At 72.4% G+C, this 14,352-nt stretch carries 12 protein-coding genes; 9 read left to right on the top strand and 3 right to left on the bottom strand.

Annotation, left to right across the window (positions count from 1 at the left end):
* Nucleotides 1–147 precede the first annotated feature (147 nt).
* Nucleotides 148–2,934: an AAA family ATPase gene (locus tag GTY67_RS14895; protein ID WP_343238680.1), complete on the bottom strand. Its 2,787-nt coding sequence runs from the start codon at nt 2,932–2,934 to the stop codon at nt 148–150.
* Between the two features lie 340 nt (nt 2,935–3,274).
* On the opposite strand from GTY67_RS14895, the gene GTY67_RS14890 reads away from it, so the two are divergent.
* Nucleotides 3,275–3,901 (top strand): TetR/AcrR family transcriptional regulator, encoded by a 627-nt coding sequence (locus GTY67_RS14890; protein ID WP_161279012.1) that lies wholly within the window; start codon nt 3,275–3,277, stop codon nt 3,899–3,901.
* Between the two features lie 87 nt (nt 3,902–3,988).
* On the opposite strand, the gene GTY67_RS14885 is transcribed toward GTY67_RS14890, so the two are convergent.
* Nucleotides 3,989–4,258 carry a PqqD family peptide modification chaperone gene (locus tag GTY67_RS14885; RefSeq protein WP_093690277.1) on the bottom strand — a complete coding sequence of 90 codons (270 nt, stop codon included), beginning with the start codon at nt 4,256–4,258 and terminating at the stop codon, nt 3,989–3,991.
* Nucleotides 4,259–4,523: 265 nt separating this feature from the next.
* On the bottom strand, nt 4,524–5,288 hold the full coding sequence (locus tag GTY67_RS14880; RefSeq protein WP_093690279.1) for a thioesterase II family protein: 765 nt from the start codon (nt 5,286–5,288) through the stop codon (nt 4,524–4,526).
* A 498-nt stretch (nt 5,289–5,786) separates the two neighbouring features.
* Between GTY67_RS14880 and GTY67_RS14875 the strand changes: the two genes are divergently transcribed.
* The 8 genes from GTY67_RS14875 (at nt 5,787) to GTY67_RS14840 (ending at nt 14,206) form a co-directional block, all read left to right on the top strand.
* Entirely contained in the window at nt 5,787–6,734 is a 948-nt protein-coding gene (locus GTY67_RS14875; RefSeq protein ID WP_237502618.1) for an ACP S-malonyltransferase, read from the top strand.
* Between the two features lie 113 nt (nt 6,735–6,847).
* Nucleotides 6,848–7,717: a sugar phosphate isomerase/epimerase family protein gene (locus GTY67_RS14870; protein WP_161279011.1), complete on the top strand. Its 870-nt coding sequence runs from the start codon at nt 6,848–6,850 to the stop codon at nt 7,715–7,717.
* A gap of 95 nt (nt 7,718–7,812) precedes the next feature.
* On the top strand, nt 7,813–9,045 hold the full coding sequence (locus tag GTY67_RS14865) for a cytochrome P450 (RefSeq protein ID WP_093690283.1): 1,233 nt from the start codon (nt 7,813–7,815) through the stop codon (nt 9,043–9,045).
* A 12-nt stretch (nt 9,046–9,057) separates the two neighbouring features.
* Nucleotides 9,058–9,252, top strand: coding sequence for a ferredoxin (locus tag GTY67_RS14860; protein ID WP_093690285.1), 195 nt, complete (start codon nt 9,058–9,060; stop codon nt 9,250–9,252).
* A 193-nt stretch (nt 9,253–9,445) separates the two neighbouring features.
* Complete coding sequence (locus GTY67_RS14855) at nt 9,446–11,029, top strand: AMP-binding protein (RefSeq protein WP_161279010.1); 1,584 nt, start codon at nt 9,446–9,448, stop codon at nt 11,027–11,029.
* Complete coding sequence (locus tag GTY67_RS14850) at nt 11,026–12,285, top strand: type III PLP-dependent enzyme (protein ID WP_161279009.1); 1,260 nt, start codon at nt 11,026–11,028, stop codon at nt 12,283–12,285. The genes GTY67_RS14855 and GTY67_RS14850 overlap by 4 nt, the downstream gene beginning before the upstream one ends.
* Nucleotides 12,282–12,782 (top strand): cobalamin-dependent protein, encoded by a 501-nt coding sequence (locus GTY67_RS14845; RefSeq protein ID WP_343238679.1) that lies wholly within the window; start codon nt 12,282–12,284, stop codon nt 12,780–12,782. Before GTY67_RS14850 ends, GTY67_RS14845 begins: the two co-directional genes overlap by 4 nt.
* Nucleotides 12,783–12,865: 83 nt before the next feature.
* The gene (locus GTY67_RS14840) at nt 12,866–14,206 is read left to right on the top strand and encodes a methylaspartate mutase (RefSeq protein WP_343238750.1); all 1,341 of its coding nucleotides are present in this window, start codon (nt 12,866–12,868) and stop codon (nt 14,204–14,206) included.
* Nucleotides 14,207–14,352: the final 146 nt, after the last annotated feature.

Here is a 14,352-nt window from a genome sequence, read left to right as displayed (position 1 = left end):
ATTTTGCCCATATCGCGGCACGATGATAATTCGCCGGAGGGGATCTGGGAAGCCCGTCGGGTGCGGGCTGCCTGGGAAATCGTCGAAAGCCATCGAATTTTTGCAATCCCCTTGACTTTTTTGCTTTTCCTTGACCGCTGCGAGTGGTCAGGCCACGTCCATCGCCGACGCGGTCAACTGGAGGTCCACCGGAAGGTCCTGACGCCGAGTGATGTTGAGCTTGCGGTACACCCGGGTGAGGTGCTGTTCGACCGTGCTGACGGTGATGTGCAGCCGCAGCGAGATCTCCCGGTTGGTGTATCCGCTCGCGGCGAGTGTCGCCACCCGGCGCTCGGAGTCGCTGAGCTTGGCGTCGGCGTCGGGCCGCTCGGATCTGTCGACCCCCTCGGATCTCTCGACCCGTTCGGTGTGCAGGGACAGCGGGTGCGGCCGGTGTGCCGTCCGGTCCTCCGGGCCGAGTTCGGGGACGATCTCGGCACACAGCGGCTCCGCCCCGCAGTCCCGCGCCAGGTTCAGCGCACGCCGGGTCACGGCGCTCGCCCGGACGGTCTCGCCCAGGGCACGCAGGACGCGGCCGAGGTCGGCCATCGTACGGGCGAGCTCCAGCAGGTCCCCGGAGCGGCCGAGTTCGTCGGCCGCCTCCCCGAGAAGTGCGGGCTGCTGCCTGGGATCGGAGATCAGCGCGCGTAGACGGAGCGAAATGCCGCGCACCCAGGGGCGTTTGGCGTCGGGCATGGCCAGCTGCTGCCGGATGAGCTGCTCGGCCTGGCGGGTGTCGCCGAGCCGGATCAGCGCCTCCGCCGCGTCCGAGCGCCACGGCAGCAGGGTGGGGCGGTCCATCCCCCAGTGCTGGGCCAGCCGGCCCGCTTCGAGGAAGTCGGCCAGTGCGGCGTGGAGTTGGTGGTTCGCCGCGTGGTACAGGCCCCGGGCCCGCAGATAGAACAGGCCGTGCACGCTTCTCAGCAGCGTGTCGGCGACCGGCTGCTGGAGCTGGCGGGCGACGGACGCGTGCTTGCCCATCAGGGTCCGCGCCCGGATCAGGGTCGCCGTCGGGCCGCCCGCGAACGCGCTGTTGCCGCGCTCGGGGAGGTGGGCCAGTGCGCTCAGCGCGTGCCCCTCCGCCGCCTGGAGGTCGCCGAGGCGCAGCAGGACGTCCGCCCGCAGCGCGGTGAACAGGGCCTGCCAGGCCGGGGCGCCGTGACGTTCCGCCGCCTCGATCAGCTGCCGACACCGGTGTGCGGCCAGCTTCGGCTGACGGGAGTGGGTGAGGACCCGTACGGCCTGCACGATCGGGTCGAGGGTCGCCTCGGAGAGGGCGGTCGTCTCCAGGAACCGGTCGGCGACCGCGGTCTCGACGCGGCTCTCCGTCTCGGGCAGGTCCCAGGTGTGCGCCCGCGGAGGCCGCTCCTCGCTCCGCGGCGAGGGGATGGACGGGGCGCCGGACGGGCTCCGGTCGAGTACGTCCGTGCCGGGGGTGCCGTTGGCGGTGCGCGGGGCCTCGGCGCCGTACCCGGCCGTGGCGTGGACGACCCGGGAGCGCAGCTCGGCCGCCTCCGCGATGCGGCCCTGGCCCACCAGCAGGGTCGTGACGGGCGTCAGGCACTCGGCCGGCAGCAGTCCGGAGCGCAGCGCTTCGAGCGGGGCGGACAGGTGCCGCTCCGCCGTGCCGGGGTCGACCCGCCAGGTGATCGCGGCGAGCCGGGTCTTGATCTCGGCCCGCCGGCGCTCCTCGTGGCTCAGTTCGTGGGCGAGTTCGAGCGCGGCGGTGGCGTGCGCCGCCTCCTCGTCCATGAGCAGGTGCTCGGCCGCCGCGCGCAGCACGTCCACGGCCCAGTCGGCGCCGTCGAGGGACGCGCCGTGCCGGGCCGCGGCGATCAGGTGCCTGGCCACGGTGGGGACGGTCCGGCCGCCGCCCCCGTGCAGGAGCTCCGCGCTGCGCAGGTGCAGCCCGGCCAGCACGTGCGGCGGGGTGTGGTCCAGCACGGTGGCCTCGGCCGCCGGGTGCCGGAAGCGGTGTCCCCGCAGGATGCCGGAGGCCGCGAGCGAGGCGACCGCCCTGGCGACGGTGAACGCCGGGGCGTCGATGAGCTGCCCGGTCCGCTCGGGTGTGTAGGAGTCGCCGAGTACGGCGAGGGCCGCGCCCAGTGACGTAGCGTGCGGGCCGCTGAGCCGCAGGCAGGTGAGGACGGCCTGGCTGAACAGGCCGCCGGGCGCCGGAAGCACCGTACCGCCGTCGAGGTCCGCCGGGTCGGCCGAGCGGTGCTCCTCCAGCAGGGCGCGGAGCAGCAGCGGGTTGCCGCCGCTGATGGCGTGCAGTTCGTTCGCGAGCCCTTCGCTCCCTCCGGGCCAGGAGGTGTCGGCCAGTACGTCGGCCGTGCCCGCCGGGCTCAGCCGCCGCAGCAGCACCCGCTGGACGTTGCTGCGGCGCAGCAGTTCGGTCTCGAAGGCGGCGTCCTGCCGGTCGTCGCGCAACGGTGTGGTGAGCACGAGCAGCAGCCGTGCCGAGCGCAGATGGCGGACGATGTGCTGGAGGTAGCAGAGCGAGGCGACGTCGGCGTGGTGCAGGTCGTCGACGGCGATCACCACCGGTGTGGTGGCGCTGAGCCGGTGCAGCGCCGCCTGGAACTCCCGCATCGCCCCGACCCGGGGCCGCCCCTCCGGCGCGACCGTCACTTCGGGGAGCGCGCCGTCCGGCGCGTCCCCGGCGAGCTGCCGGACGAGGCCGAGCGGCAGCTCCCGTTCGGCGCTGGAGCCGAAGCCGCGGAGCACCAACGCCCCGGCGTCGTCGGCCCATTCGGTGACGGTGTCGATCAGTTCACTCTTGCCGCACCCCGCAGCTCCCTCGATGAGGACGATGCCCGCTGTTCCGGCGACACAATCCGCCAGCGCCGAGCGCAGCGTCCTTGATTCCGGATCCCTTTCGACCAGTACCACTTTGTCCCCCGGCACTTCCTGGACAGATCCTGCTGACCGGCCTTCCTCCGCCGTTGGCGTCGTTGTCCGCGGCGGGGCGACCGTGTGGCGTACGTGGAACGCATCTGCGTACATCACTACTCCCGGGAGTTTGGCGCATCATCGGCCGATCCTCTAGTGGTCACTAGTTGCACCGCACCGAACAATCCGCCTCCCGCCGCGATGAGCAGGCACAACTCACGTACGGTGGGCCGGGCTCCGTTGTCGCGGCGTGGGCCGTGGCCGGAAATCGAGGGTCTGGGGGGCGGCGGGCGCGAGCCCTAAGATGGCCGCCACGACCGCGAGACGAGGGGGTGGTGCCGTGGGTCACCGTGAGGATTTGCTGGAGGGTGCCAAGCGCTGCCTGCTGGAGAAGGGGTTCGCGCGGACGAGCGCCCGGGACATCGTGGCGGCGTCGGGGACGAACCTCGCGTCCATCGGCTACCACTACGGTTCGAAGGACGCCCTGCTCACCGAGGCGTACGTCCAGGCGATCCAGGACTGGGGCGACGAGTTCGGTCCCGGCACGGCCATCAGCGCCGACCTGGAGTCGATGCCCGCCACCATCGAGAGGTTCGAGATGGTGTGGAACCGGATCATCGAGTTGTTCCCGGCGCGCAAGCCGCTGTGGGCGCTGAACGTCGAGGTCGCGGTGCACGCCGCGGTGCTTCCCGAGGTACGGGAGGGCCTGGCCAGGGTGCAGCCGCGGGGCTGGTCGGCGCTGGTGGCGTTGTTCCACGGGGTCGACGAGAGCGAGATCGACGAGGAGACGGCGGCCACGGTCGGCAGCTTCTACGCGGCGCTGCTCAACGGGGTGATGACACTCTGGCTCTTCTCGCCGGAGACGGCGCCCTCGGGCCGGGATCTCGCCGACGCGATGCGGGCCACGCTCCACCTGCACGGCGGTGACGCTGTCGGCCTGCGCGGCAGTGACGCCGCCGTGAAGTGACGGCGGGGGCCGCGCGCCGCGTGGCCCCCCGGGTGGAACGGCCGAACGGCCGTGCTCCGCGCGTACGTTGACGTACGCCGCGAGCTTCTACGGCTCGTCGCGGACCAGCCCGGCGTCGCGCAGTTCGCTCACCCAGATGTCCATGTCGCTGCGGGTGTTCTCGGGGGCGGTGCCCCACAGCTCGGCCAGCATCCTGGACGCCTCGCCCACATGGCCGTCGTGCTGGCGCAGGGCGATCCACATGGCCGCCGCCACCGGGCTGCACCGGAACGTCGTGTCTCTCGCCTCGGTGAGGAGCACCAGACAGCCGTCCTCGGCGACCTGCGTCGTCACGCCGTGCTCGGGTCGAACCGGCACTGTGTCCTCCGTGGTCGATAGCCGATCAGCGACGGCCGGAGCCGGTGTGCGCGCATGACCGTGTACGTAGCGATTACGTGGAAGGGGATGGGGCGCTTCGCTGGGCCCGGGTGCCGATGACCGGGGTCTCGTGCCGTGGTTAGACGAAAGTATAGTACGGACGTATAGGTTCCGGGGGGCCTTGTCGAAACGGAACGAGGCAAGTCACCCCGGAGGTAATTCCCCTCCCTCGCAACGCCGTTGGGGCGGCCCCCGAACCCGCTGCTCAGCGCGCGGGGGAGAGCGCGGCGAGATGGCCGCGCAGCACGTCGAGGACCGCGGCGGCGTGCTCGTCCAGGTAGAAGTGGCCGCCGGGGAACACCCGCAGGGCGAAGGGGCCCGTGGTGTGCTCCCGCCACGCCTGCGCCTCGTCGAGGGTGACGTAGGGGTCCTCGTCGCCGAGCAGCGTGAACACCGGGGCCGTCAGCGGCGGTCCGGGACGGTAGCGGTACGTCTCCGCCGCCCGGTAGTCGCCGCGTACGGCGGGCAGGATCATCCGCAGGATCTCGGGGTCGCGGAGCACGGCGGAGGCCGTTCCGTTCAGACCGGTGAGGTCGGCGACGAGCCGGTCGTCGTCCGCGGTGTGCGCGGACTCGTCCCTGACCCGGGAGGGCGCGCGGCGGCCCGAGGCGAACAGGGCGGTCGGCGCGCGGCCCGCGCGCTCCAGCCGACGGGCCACCTCGAAGGCGACCATGGCCCCCATGCTGTGCCCGAACAGCGTCAGCGGCACGTCGGACCAGGGGAGCAGTTCGGCCGTGATCAGGTCGGCCAGCGTCTCGATGTCCTCGACGCACGGCTCCGACCGGCGGTCCTGGCGGCCGGGGTACTGCACGGCCAGGACGTCCGCCGCCGGTGCCAGCGACCCCGACAGGGGGAAGTAGTACGTCGCCGAGCCTCCCGCGTGCGGGAAGCAGACGAGCCGGGCCGGCGCCCGGGGCACGGGGTGGAACCTGCGTATCCAGGGGCTGTTCTCTCGGATGCCCGCCGTCATCTCTCCTCGGCTCTCTTCACTCGTCCCGCCGGCCGGCCGACCGGTTCTGGGCCCGGTGGCCCGGTCGTACCAGGTCGCCGCCCGGTTGTTCCGTGCCCGATTGAATCCGCCGCCCGGTGGTCGCCGCCTCCCCTAAGTCCGGCCGCGGACCCCTAAGGTCGGCCGCCCGTCCCCGGACCGGCACGGCCGCCGTGCGGTCCACGGGCGGCGGCGGCGCCCCGACCCTTAGGGGCCGTACGGGGCACCGCGCGGCGGAGCCGAACTCCGTGGACGGTCGCGGCGCCGCGCGGGCCCGGGGGCCTCGATGCCCGGTCGACCACCGGAGTGTGAAGGGATTTCCGCCACGGAACCTTAGGGGTTTTGGCACGGGTGGGACAGCCCGCAGCCTGTGTGGGCCGGTCCAGGGCCGGAAGCGGACCTCTCCTACGGGAGGGCCGGCGGGTCTCCCCGACGGGGAGGTCCCGAGCAGCGCCGACGTGCTGAAGGGCAGGAAGCCGGATGTCGACCGAACTTCGGACGGGCAGTGCGCTGGTCTTTCCCGGAATGGGTCCGTTGCCGTTCCGGGAGGCGGCCAGGTTCATGCTCGTCAACCCGGTGGCCCGCCGCCTGGTCGCGCAGGCCGACGACGTACTCGGCTACTCGCTGATCGATCGGTACCGCGATGCCGAGGGCGACTACTCGGAGTACGCGCAGGTCGCGTTCTTCCTCAACTGCCTGGCGCTCGCCGAGTGGGCCGAGGACGTCTACGAGATGGCGCCCGGACTCTGCGCCGGCCCCAGCTTCGGCGGGAAGGCCGCGGCCGTGCACACCGGCGTGCTCGGCTTCCCGGACGCGGTGCTGCTGACCGCGCGCTGGGCCCGGCTCCTGGAGGAGTGGTTCGCCGAGCACCACCGCGACATCGTGACCCACTCCTTCACCCGCGTCCCGCCCGACGTGCTGGAGAAGATCCTCGGGGAACTCGACGAGCACGGCGAGTGGTCCGAGATCGCCTGCCACGTCGACGAGGACTTCACCATGGTCTCGCTGCGCGAAGGCAGGCTGGAGTGGCTGGAGAAGCGGGTGCGCTCCGTCGGCGGACTCCCGCTCTACACGATGCGCCCGCCGCAGCACGCGAGCCTCTTCGCCCCCCTGCGCGAGCGCGCCGAGGCGGAGCTGTTCGACGGGCTCACCTTCGCCGACCCCCGGCTGCCGATCGTCGCCGACCAGGACGGGTCGCTGCTGACCACCGGTGCGCAGGTGCGCACCATGCTCCTGGACTGCGTCACCCGCCAGGTCCGCTGGCCCGACGTCGTCGCGTCGCTGCGGCTGCGCGGCGTACGGCGGCTCTATGTCGCGGGTCCCGACAGCCTGTTCGGCCGGGTCCCCGTCACCACACGGAACTTCGAGGTCGTCGCGCTCAGCCCGCGGCTGGCGCTCCAGCCCCGGCGCAGGCAGCTCGCTGCGTAGCGCCGCTCCTCCGGTCCCGCACCGGAACTCCGGTGGGACGCGCCCTCGGCCGGCGCCGCGTCCCGGACACGCCCCACGGGTCGGCCGCGAACTGTCGAAGGCGAGAGGTACCCATGACCATCCTGGACCGGGACGAACTGAACTTCAGCTATCTGCATCTGACGGGTTCCGCCTGGCAGGAGCCTGTACGCCACACCCTCGAGGAGCGTCTCTCCGGGCTGGCCGAGAACGGCTGCACCGCCATGGGCATGAGCATCGAGGAGCTGGACGCCCTGGTCGCCGAGCACTCGGCGGACAAGATCCGCGGCCTTCTCGACGAGTACGGTGTCCGGTTCAGCGAGCTGGAGGTCCTGTTCGGCTGGAACTCCGGCCCGGACGAGATCGCCGCCGCCCTGGAGGGCGAGAAGCACTTCTTCTCCCGCGCCCTGGAGTTCGGCATCCCGCTGGTCAAGTCCTGCGCCGTCTACCCGCCGGGTACGGACATGCCGGCGGTCGGCGTCCTCGCCGAGCGCTTCGGTGCCCTCTGCGACCGGGCCGCCGCCCAGGGCCTCGATGTCGCGCTGGAGTCCATCGCCGTCCTGCCCGGCTTCACCTACAAGGTGGCCGCCGATGTCGTCCGCGGTGCCGACCGCTCCAACGGCCGTCTCCTCATCGACATGTGGCACCTGTTCCGCGACCCGGACGGCCCGGCGGCGATCGAGGAGCTGACCGCCGCGCAGATCGCCGGGGTCGAGTTCGGCGACGGCCCGCTGGCCGCGTCGGAGGACATCATGGACGAGGTGCTCAACCGCCGGCGGCTGCCCGGCGACGGCGAGTTCGACATCACGGGGCTGCTGCACACCCTGGTCGCCAAGGGCGTCGACCTCACCCCGTCGGTGGAGATCCTCTCGACGGAGCTGCGCGGTCTGACCGTCGCCGAGAACGTCGCCCGCACCCGCGCCGCCGTCCGCGCCGCCGTCGAGGCCGCGCGCGCCGCGCTCTAGGGGCGGACGGCAGTTTGCCGACAGGCCCTGGGCCTCGAACGAGAGCCCCCTCACCGCCACCGAACTCCGCCAGAGAGCTGAAGAGAGGCAACCCCATGTCGGATACCGCCGCCGAGGCATGCCCCGTACGGCAGCCCCGCCTGTTCCCGCTGGAGCGGACCGGCTGTCCGCTGGACCCCGCGCCGGAGTACGCCGAACTGCGGGAGAAGGAGCCCGTGCCGTGGGTCAAGCTGCGGTTCAACGGCCGTGAGGCCTGGCTGCTCACCCGCTACGACGACGTACGGCAGATGCTCAAGGACCCCCGCTTCAGCTCCGACATGGCGGACCCCGGCTACCCGCTCCAGTTCCACTTCCCGATGGAGCTGCTGGGCAAGGTCAAGCCGGCGCTGCTGCACATGGACCCGCCGGAGCACACCGCGCACCGCATGATGCTGATGCCGGAGCTGAGCGTGAAGCGCGTCGAGGCGATGCGCCCGCGCACCCAGGAGATCGTCGACGAGTGCATCGACGCCATGCTGGAGCACGGCGGCCCCGTGGACCTGGTGTCCATGCTGTCGATGCCGGTGCCCTCGCTCGCCATGTGCGAACTGGTCGGTGTGCCCGTCGAGTACGTCGACCTCTTCCACCGCTGGGTGACGCTGCTGGTCACCCAGGGCAGCGCGGAGGAGCACGCCTCGGCCAACGCCGAGGTCGAGATGCTGCTGTACAAGCTCATCGCCGAGCGCCAGGAGAACCCCGGCGACGACCTGATCAGCAGCCTGCTCCAGCGCAACGAGAAGGAGGGCGAACTGGAGCCCGCCGACATCAGCGCACTGGTCCGGGCCATGATCGCCGCCGGTCACGAGTCGACCGTCAACGGCATCTCGATCGGCTCCCTCGTCCTGCTCCACCACCCCGAGCAGGCCGACTGGCTCCGTGCGCACCCGGAGATGTCCGGCCAGGCGGTCGACGAGCTCTCCCGCTACTCCTCCATCTCCGACCACGGCACCGTCCGGGTCGCCCTGGAGGACGTGGAGATCGGCGGCCAGCTGATCCGCAAGGGCGAGGGCGTCATCTGCTCCCTGTCCGCCGCCAACCACGACCCGGCGGTCTTCGAGGAGCCCAACAAGCTGGACCTGACCCGCCGCGAGTCGCGCCGCAACGTCGCGTTCGGCTTCGGCAGGCACCAGTGCGCCGGGCAGATGCTCGTCCGGATGCAGCTGGAGGTCGTCTTCACGACCCTGCTGCGCCGCATCCCGACCCTGCGGCTCGACGCCGAACTCGACGAGCTGCCCTTCAAGGCGAAGGCGCTCATCGACGGCCTCCACGAACTCCCGGTGACCTGGTAAAGGAGCGGTTCCATGCGTGTGATCGTCGACAAAGAGCGCTGTGTGGCGGCGGGAGCGTGTGTCATCACCTCTCCCGCCGTGTTCGACCAGGACGACGAGGACGGCAAGGTGGTGCTCCTGATCGGGACACCGGACGAGAAGCTGCGCGACGAGGTCGTGGAGTCCGTCAACGTCTGCCCCGTCGCCGCGCTCAGCATCGCCGAGTAGCGCGGACCCCCGCGCACCCGGACCACCGACCGGGCGTCCGGCCGCCGGCCACCGAGCAGTACCCCCACGGGATCAGGAACCCCCGCCACGATCCCGTGGGACCGGCCCGCGCCGGACGCCCCCTTCTTCGGCAGCTGCCGCGCGGCGGCGCGACCGCCGCGCGCCGTCCTCACCCGAAAGCGATGTTGGACACGTGGAGAATCCGAACAGAACCGACTCGGGAGCGCCGCTCGGGAAGGGCGCGACGGTCCATTCCCTGCTCGACGAGGCCGTCGCCGAGGTGCCGGACCGCCAGTGCCTGCGCGACAGCCGCACCCGGCTGACGTACCGTCAAATACATTCCCTCAGCCACGCCTTCGCGGCCTGGCTGGACCGCGCGGGCGTACGCGCGGGTGACCGCCTCCTCGTCCAGCTGGCGAGCGGCCACGAGCTGGTCGCCATGATGTACGGGGCCTCCCGGGCCGGTGTTGTCCTCGTCCCCGTCAACCCGGCGATGAAGGAGTACCACCTCAGGTCGGTGATCGGGGACGCGGAACCCGCCCTGGTCATCGCGAGCGGCACCGCCACCACCCTCCTGGAGTCCCTCGCCCCGGTCCCCGTGCACGACCTGGCGGAGCTGTGGCCCGAGGTGACGGCGCTCGCCGCCCGGGACCCGGAGCCCGCCGCCGGCCGGCACACCGGCCCCGACGACATCGCCTTCCTGGTGTACACCTCCGGCAGCACCGCCGCCCCCAAGGCCGTCATCTGCCCGCACGCCCAGGTCACCTTCGCCTCCCGGGCCATCCAGCAGGTGCTCGGCTACCGGCCCGACGACGTGGTCTTCTGCCGCTTCCCGCTCTCCTGGGACTACGGCCTCTACAAGGTGCTGCTCGCCTGCCTCGGCCGCAGCGAACTGGTCCTGGCGGGCGACGAGTCCGACCTCGTCCTGCTGCGCCGTATGCGGGAGACCGGCGCCACCGTCGTCCCCATCGTGCCCTCCCTCGCCACGATGATCGGCTCGCTGGCCCGGCGCGACCGCGAGGACCCGCCGCCGGTCCGGCTGTTCACCAACACCGGTGCCGCGCTCCCCGCCCACGCGATCGCCACCCTGCGCGAGGCGTTCCCCGGCGTCCGGGTGGTCCGCCAGTTCGGCCAGACCGAGTGCAAGCGCGTCTCGGTCATGCCGCCCGAGGAGGACGGCGAGCGCCCCGACTCCGTCGGCCTGCCGCTGCCCGGGACCCGCGTCCTCCTCCTCGACCCGGACGGCCGTCCGGTGCCCCAGGGCGAGGTCGGGGAGATCGTCGCCGTCGGCCCGCACGTCATGCCCGGCTACTGGCGGCGGCCCGAACTCACGGAGGCCACCTTCGGAGCCGACCCGGAGACCGGCGAACGGCGCCTGCACACCGGGGACTACGGCCGCTTCGACGCCGACGGCTACCTCTACTTCGAGGGCCGGCGCGACGACATGTTCAAGCGCAAGGGCATCCGGATGAGCACGGTCGAGATCGAGGCCGCCGCCATGGACATCCCCGGTGTACGCACCGCCACCGCCCTCCCGCCGACCGGCACCCGGGACCTGCTGATCTTCGCCGAGACCGAACTGCCGCCGCACACCGTGCTCAAGGAGCTGGCGCAGCGGCTGGAGCAGGCGAAGGTGCCCGCGCAGTGCCGCACCCTCACCGAACTGCCGCTCAGCCTGCACGGGAAGAACGCCCGGCAGGCCCTGGCCGAGATGGTCGACGCGGAGACCGACGGTTCCGGGGCCGACGGCTCCACCACCCACGGGGAAGGCCGATGAGCCGCTACGAGGAACTGGCCGAACGATTCGGCACACCGCTGTACGTCTACGACCTGGACGAGATCGAGGCGGCCGGGCGGGACCTGACCGGCGCGCTCCCCGAGGAGGTCACCCTCTTCTACGCGCTGAAGGCCAACCCGCACCCCGACCTCGTCCGGGCCCTGCGCGAGAACGACCGCCCCTGCCGCCCCGAGATCAGCTCCACGGGCGAACTGGCCGCCGCCCTGGCCGCCGGGTTCCAGGGCGCGGACTGCCTCTACACCGGCCCCGGCAAGACCCCCGCCGAACTGCGCGAGGTGATCGGGCTCGGGGTGCGCATGTTCTCCACCGACTCCGTCACCGACGTCCGGCACGTCGGCGAGGCGGCGCTCGCCCACGGGGTGACCGCCGACTGCCTGCTGCGCGTCAACAGCGTCGCCGCGAGCGCCACCAGCAGCATCCGGATGACCGGCACCCCTTCGCAGTTCGGCTTCGACAGCGAGACCCTGGCGGAGGTGCTGCCGCTCCTGCGCGCCGTCCCGGGCGTCCGCATCAGCGGGATGCACTTCTTCCCGCTGAGCAACGCCAAGGACGAGGACAGCCTGATCGGCGAGTTCGAGCACACCATCGCGCTCGCCGCCGGGCTCAGCGCGGAGCTCGGCCTCCCGCTGCGCTTCCTCGACATCGGCGGCGGCTTCACCGTGCCGTACGCGGTCCCCGGCGACCGGGGCTCCTACCCCCGGCTGCGCGCCGCGCTCACCGCCGCACTCGACACCCACTTCCCCGACCGGCACACCGAGGGCCCCGAGATCGCCTGCGAGTCCGGGCGCTACCTGGTGGGGGCGAGCGGCACCCTGCTGGCCCGCGTCAGCAACGTCAAGGTCAGCCGCGGCCGCAAGTTCGTCATCCTCGACGCCGGGATCAACACCTTCGGCGGCATGTCCGGTCTCGGCCGGCTGCTCCCGGTCTCCGTACGCCTGGACGCGGACGCGCCCGTCGAACCGGCCAGCCTGGTCGGCCCGCTCTGCACGCCCGGCGACATCCTCGGCCGGGAGATCGACCTGCCGGTGCTGGAGAGCGGCGACCTCGTCACCATCCCCAACGCCGGGGCCTACGGTCCCACCGCGAGCCTGCTGATGTTCCTCGGCAGGCCCGCGCCCACCGAGGTCGTCGTCCGGGGCGACGAGGTGGTCTCCGTGTCGCGGATCGAGACGCGACGCGCCTACGACACCGTCACCGGGACGCGGCCGCTGACCACCGCCGGGGCGGCACCGTGAACACCACCCCTCTCGCGCCCCCGCCGCACACCCCGGCCGCCGCCCGGCGGCGCGGCACCGTCGTCGTCACCTCCATGGCGTCCGACTCGCACACCTGGAACCTGGTCTACCTCCAGCTGCTGATCGAGGAACTCGGCTACGAGGTCGTCAACCTGGGCCCCTGCGTCCCCGACGACCTGCTCGTCGGCGCCTGCCGCGACCTGGCCCCCGAGCTGGTCGTGATCAGCAGCGTCAACGGCCACGGGCACCAGGACGGGCTGCGGGTCATCGCCGCGCTGCGCGCCGCCGACGGGCTGTCCGCGACCCCCGTGGTGATCGGCGGGAAGCTCGGCGTCACCGGCCGGCAGAGCCCCGAGGAGCTGGCGGCGCTGACGGCCGCCGGATTCGACGCGGTCTTCGACGACGCCTCCACCGGCATCGCCGACTTCAGCCGGTTCGTGAGCACGGTCGGGCCGGCCGCGCTCCGCCCGGCCGAACGGGCCGGAGTACCGGCGTGAGCCACGGGGCGGCGCCCGCGGAGGTCCCCGGCCTCCCGCAGGGGCCCGGCCACGCCGAGCCCTCCGCGCGCCGCCCGGACCCCGTGGACTTCGGGGCGTTCGTCCGCGCCCACGGCGGCCACGGCTCCCTGGTGGTGCAGCCCCGCATGGGCTTCGGCGACCCGCTGCGGATGCGGGAGGGCCTGATCGCCACCAAGGGGGCCGACGCCGTCACCGTCGGCACGATCACCCTCGACAGCTTCACCCGGGTCGGCGAACTGGCCTCCGTCGAGGCCGCGCTGCGCGACGGGTCGGGGCTCAACGGCTACCCCGTCGTCACCTATCCGCCCCGGGTCACCGAACGGGTCCTCGACGGCGTCCGGGCCCCGGACTTCCCCGTCCAGGTCCGCCACGGCTCCGCCGTACCCGGCGACATCTTCACCGCCCTCAGGTCGACGTACCTCAACGCGACCGAGGGCGGCCCCGTCTCGTACTGCCTGCCCTACGGGCGCACCCCGCTGCACGATTCCGTACGCAACTGGGAGCGCTGCACCCAGGATTTCGCCCGGCTGCGCGACATGGGGGTGGAGCCGCACCTGGAGACCTTCGGCGGCTGCATGCTCGGCCAGCTCTGCCCGCCCAGCGAACTCGTCGCGATCAGCCTCGTCGAAGCCCTCTTCTTCTGCCAGCACGGGGTGCGCAGCGTCTCGCTCAGCTACGCCCAGCAGACCCACCCCGGCCAGGACCGCGAGGCGATCGCCGCCCTGCGCCGCCTCTGCCGCGAGCTGCTGCCCACCGACAACTGGCACGTCGTCGTCTACGCCTACATGGGGGTCTACCCGCAGACCGACGCGGGCGCCTACCTGCTCCTCGACGAGGCCGCCGAACTCGCCGTCGACTCCGGCTCGGAGCGCCTCATCGTCAAGACCGTCGCCGAATCGCGCCGCATCCCCACGATCGAGGAGAACGTGGCGGCGCTGGAGTCGGCCGCCAGGAAGGCCCGCCCCGGGCGTGTACCGCCCGCCGCCGACGCGGATGCCGCTCCGGATCTCGCGGACTCGCAGACGTACCAGGAGGCCAGAGCGCTGGTCGAGGCCGTACTCGACCTGTCCTCCGACATCGGGTCCGCGCTGCGCCTGGCCTTCGCGCGGGGGCTGTTCGACATCCCGTACTGCCTGCACCCCGACAACCACGGGCGCACCCGCTCCTACATCGACGGGGACGGACGGCTGCGCTGGGCCGCCGTCGGCGGGCTCCCGTTCGGCGGGCTGGTCCGCGCCGGACGCACCCGTGACGTCTCCTCCTCGGGGCTGCTGGCCGATCTGTCCTACGTCCGCAGGACGTTCGACGAGAGGGCCGCGGCCGCCGGGGGGCGCCTGGAGCGGGCGGGCCCCCGCCACGGCGACAACGACGGGGGGAGTCCGGCCCGGTGGAAGAACCCATGAAGAGTTCCAGGGGTGCCCGCAGGGGCCGTTCCCGCGACTCATAGGGGTGCTCAAGGGGCTGCGTACGCCCACCCCTTCCTCTCTAACGTGGCCCGCGGAGCCTGTTTCCTCGGCCCTTCCCTCTGGCCTTTCCGGCCTCCTTGGTT

The organism is Streptomyces sp. SID8374, from assembly GCF_009865135.1.
In the GTDB taxonomy this organism is placed as follows: domain Bacteria; phylum Actinomycetota; class Actinomycetes; order Streptomycetales; family Streptomycetaceae; genus Streptomyces.
Note: the sequence above shows the minus strand (reverse complement) of the source record. Positions and strands in the feature narration are given on the sequence as shown.

Excerpts from the sequence above, each read along its gene's own strand:
- GTY67_RS14865 (WP_093690283.1), top strand. The coding sequence starts at position 7,813 with ATGTCGGATACCGCCGCCGAGGCATGCCCCGTACGGCAGCCCCGCCTG.
- GTY67_RS14875 (WP_237502618.1), top strand. The coding sequence starts at position 5,787 with ATGTCGACCGAACTTCGGACGGGCAGTGCGCTGGTCTTTCCCGGAATG.
- GTY67_RS14870 (WP_161279011.1), top strand. The coding sequence starts at position 6,848 with ATGACCATCCTGGACCGGGACGAACTGAACTTCAGCTATCTGCATCTG.
- GTY67_RS14860 (WP_093690285.1), top strand. The coding sequence starts at position 9,058 with ATGCGTGTGATCGTCGACAAAGAGCGCTGTGTGGCGGCGGGAGCGTGT.
- GTY67_RS14850 (WP_161279009.1), top strand. The coding sequence starts at position 11,026 with ATGAGCCGCTACGAGGAACTGGCCGAACGATTCGGCACACCGCTGTAC.
- GTY67_RS14880 (WP_093690279.1), bottom strand. The coding sequence starts at position 5,288 with ATGACGGCGGGCATCCGAGAGAACAGCCCCTGGATACGCAGGTTCCAC.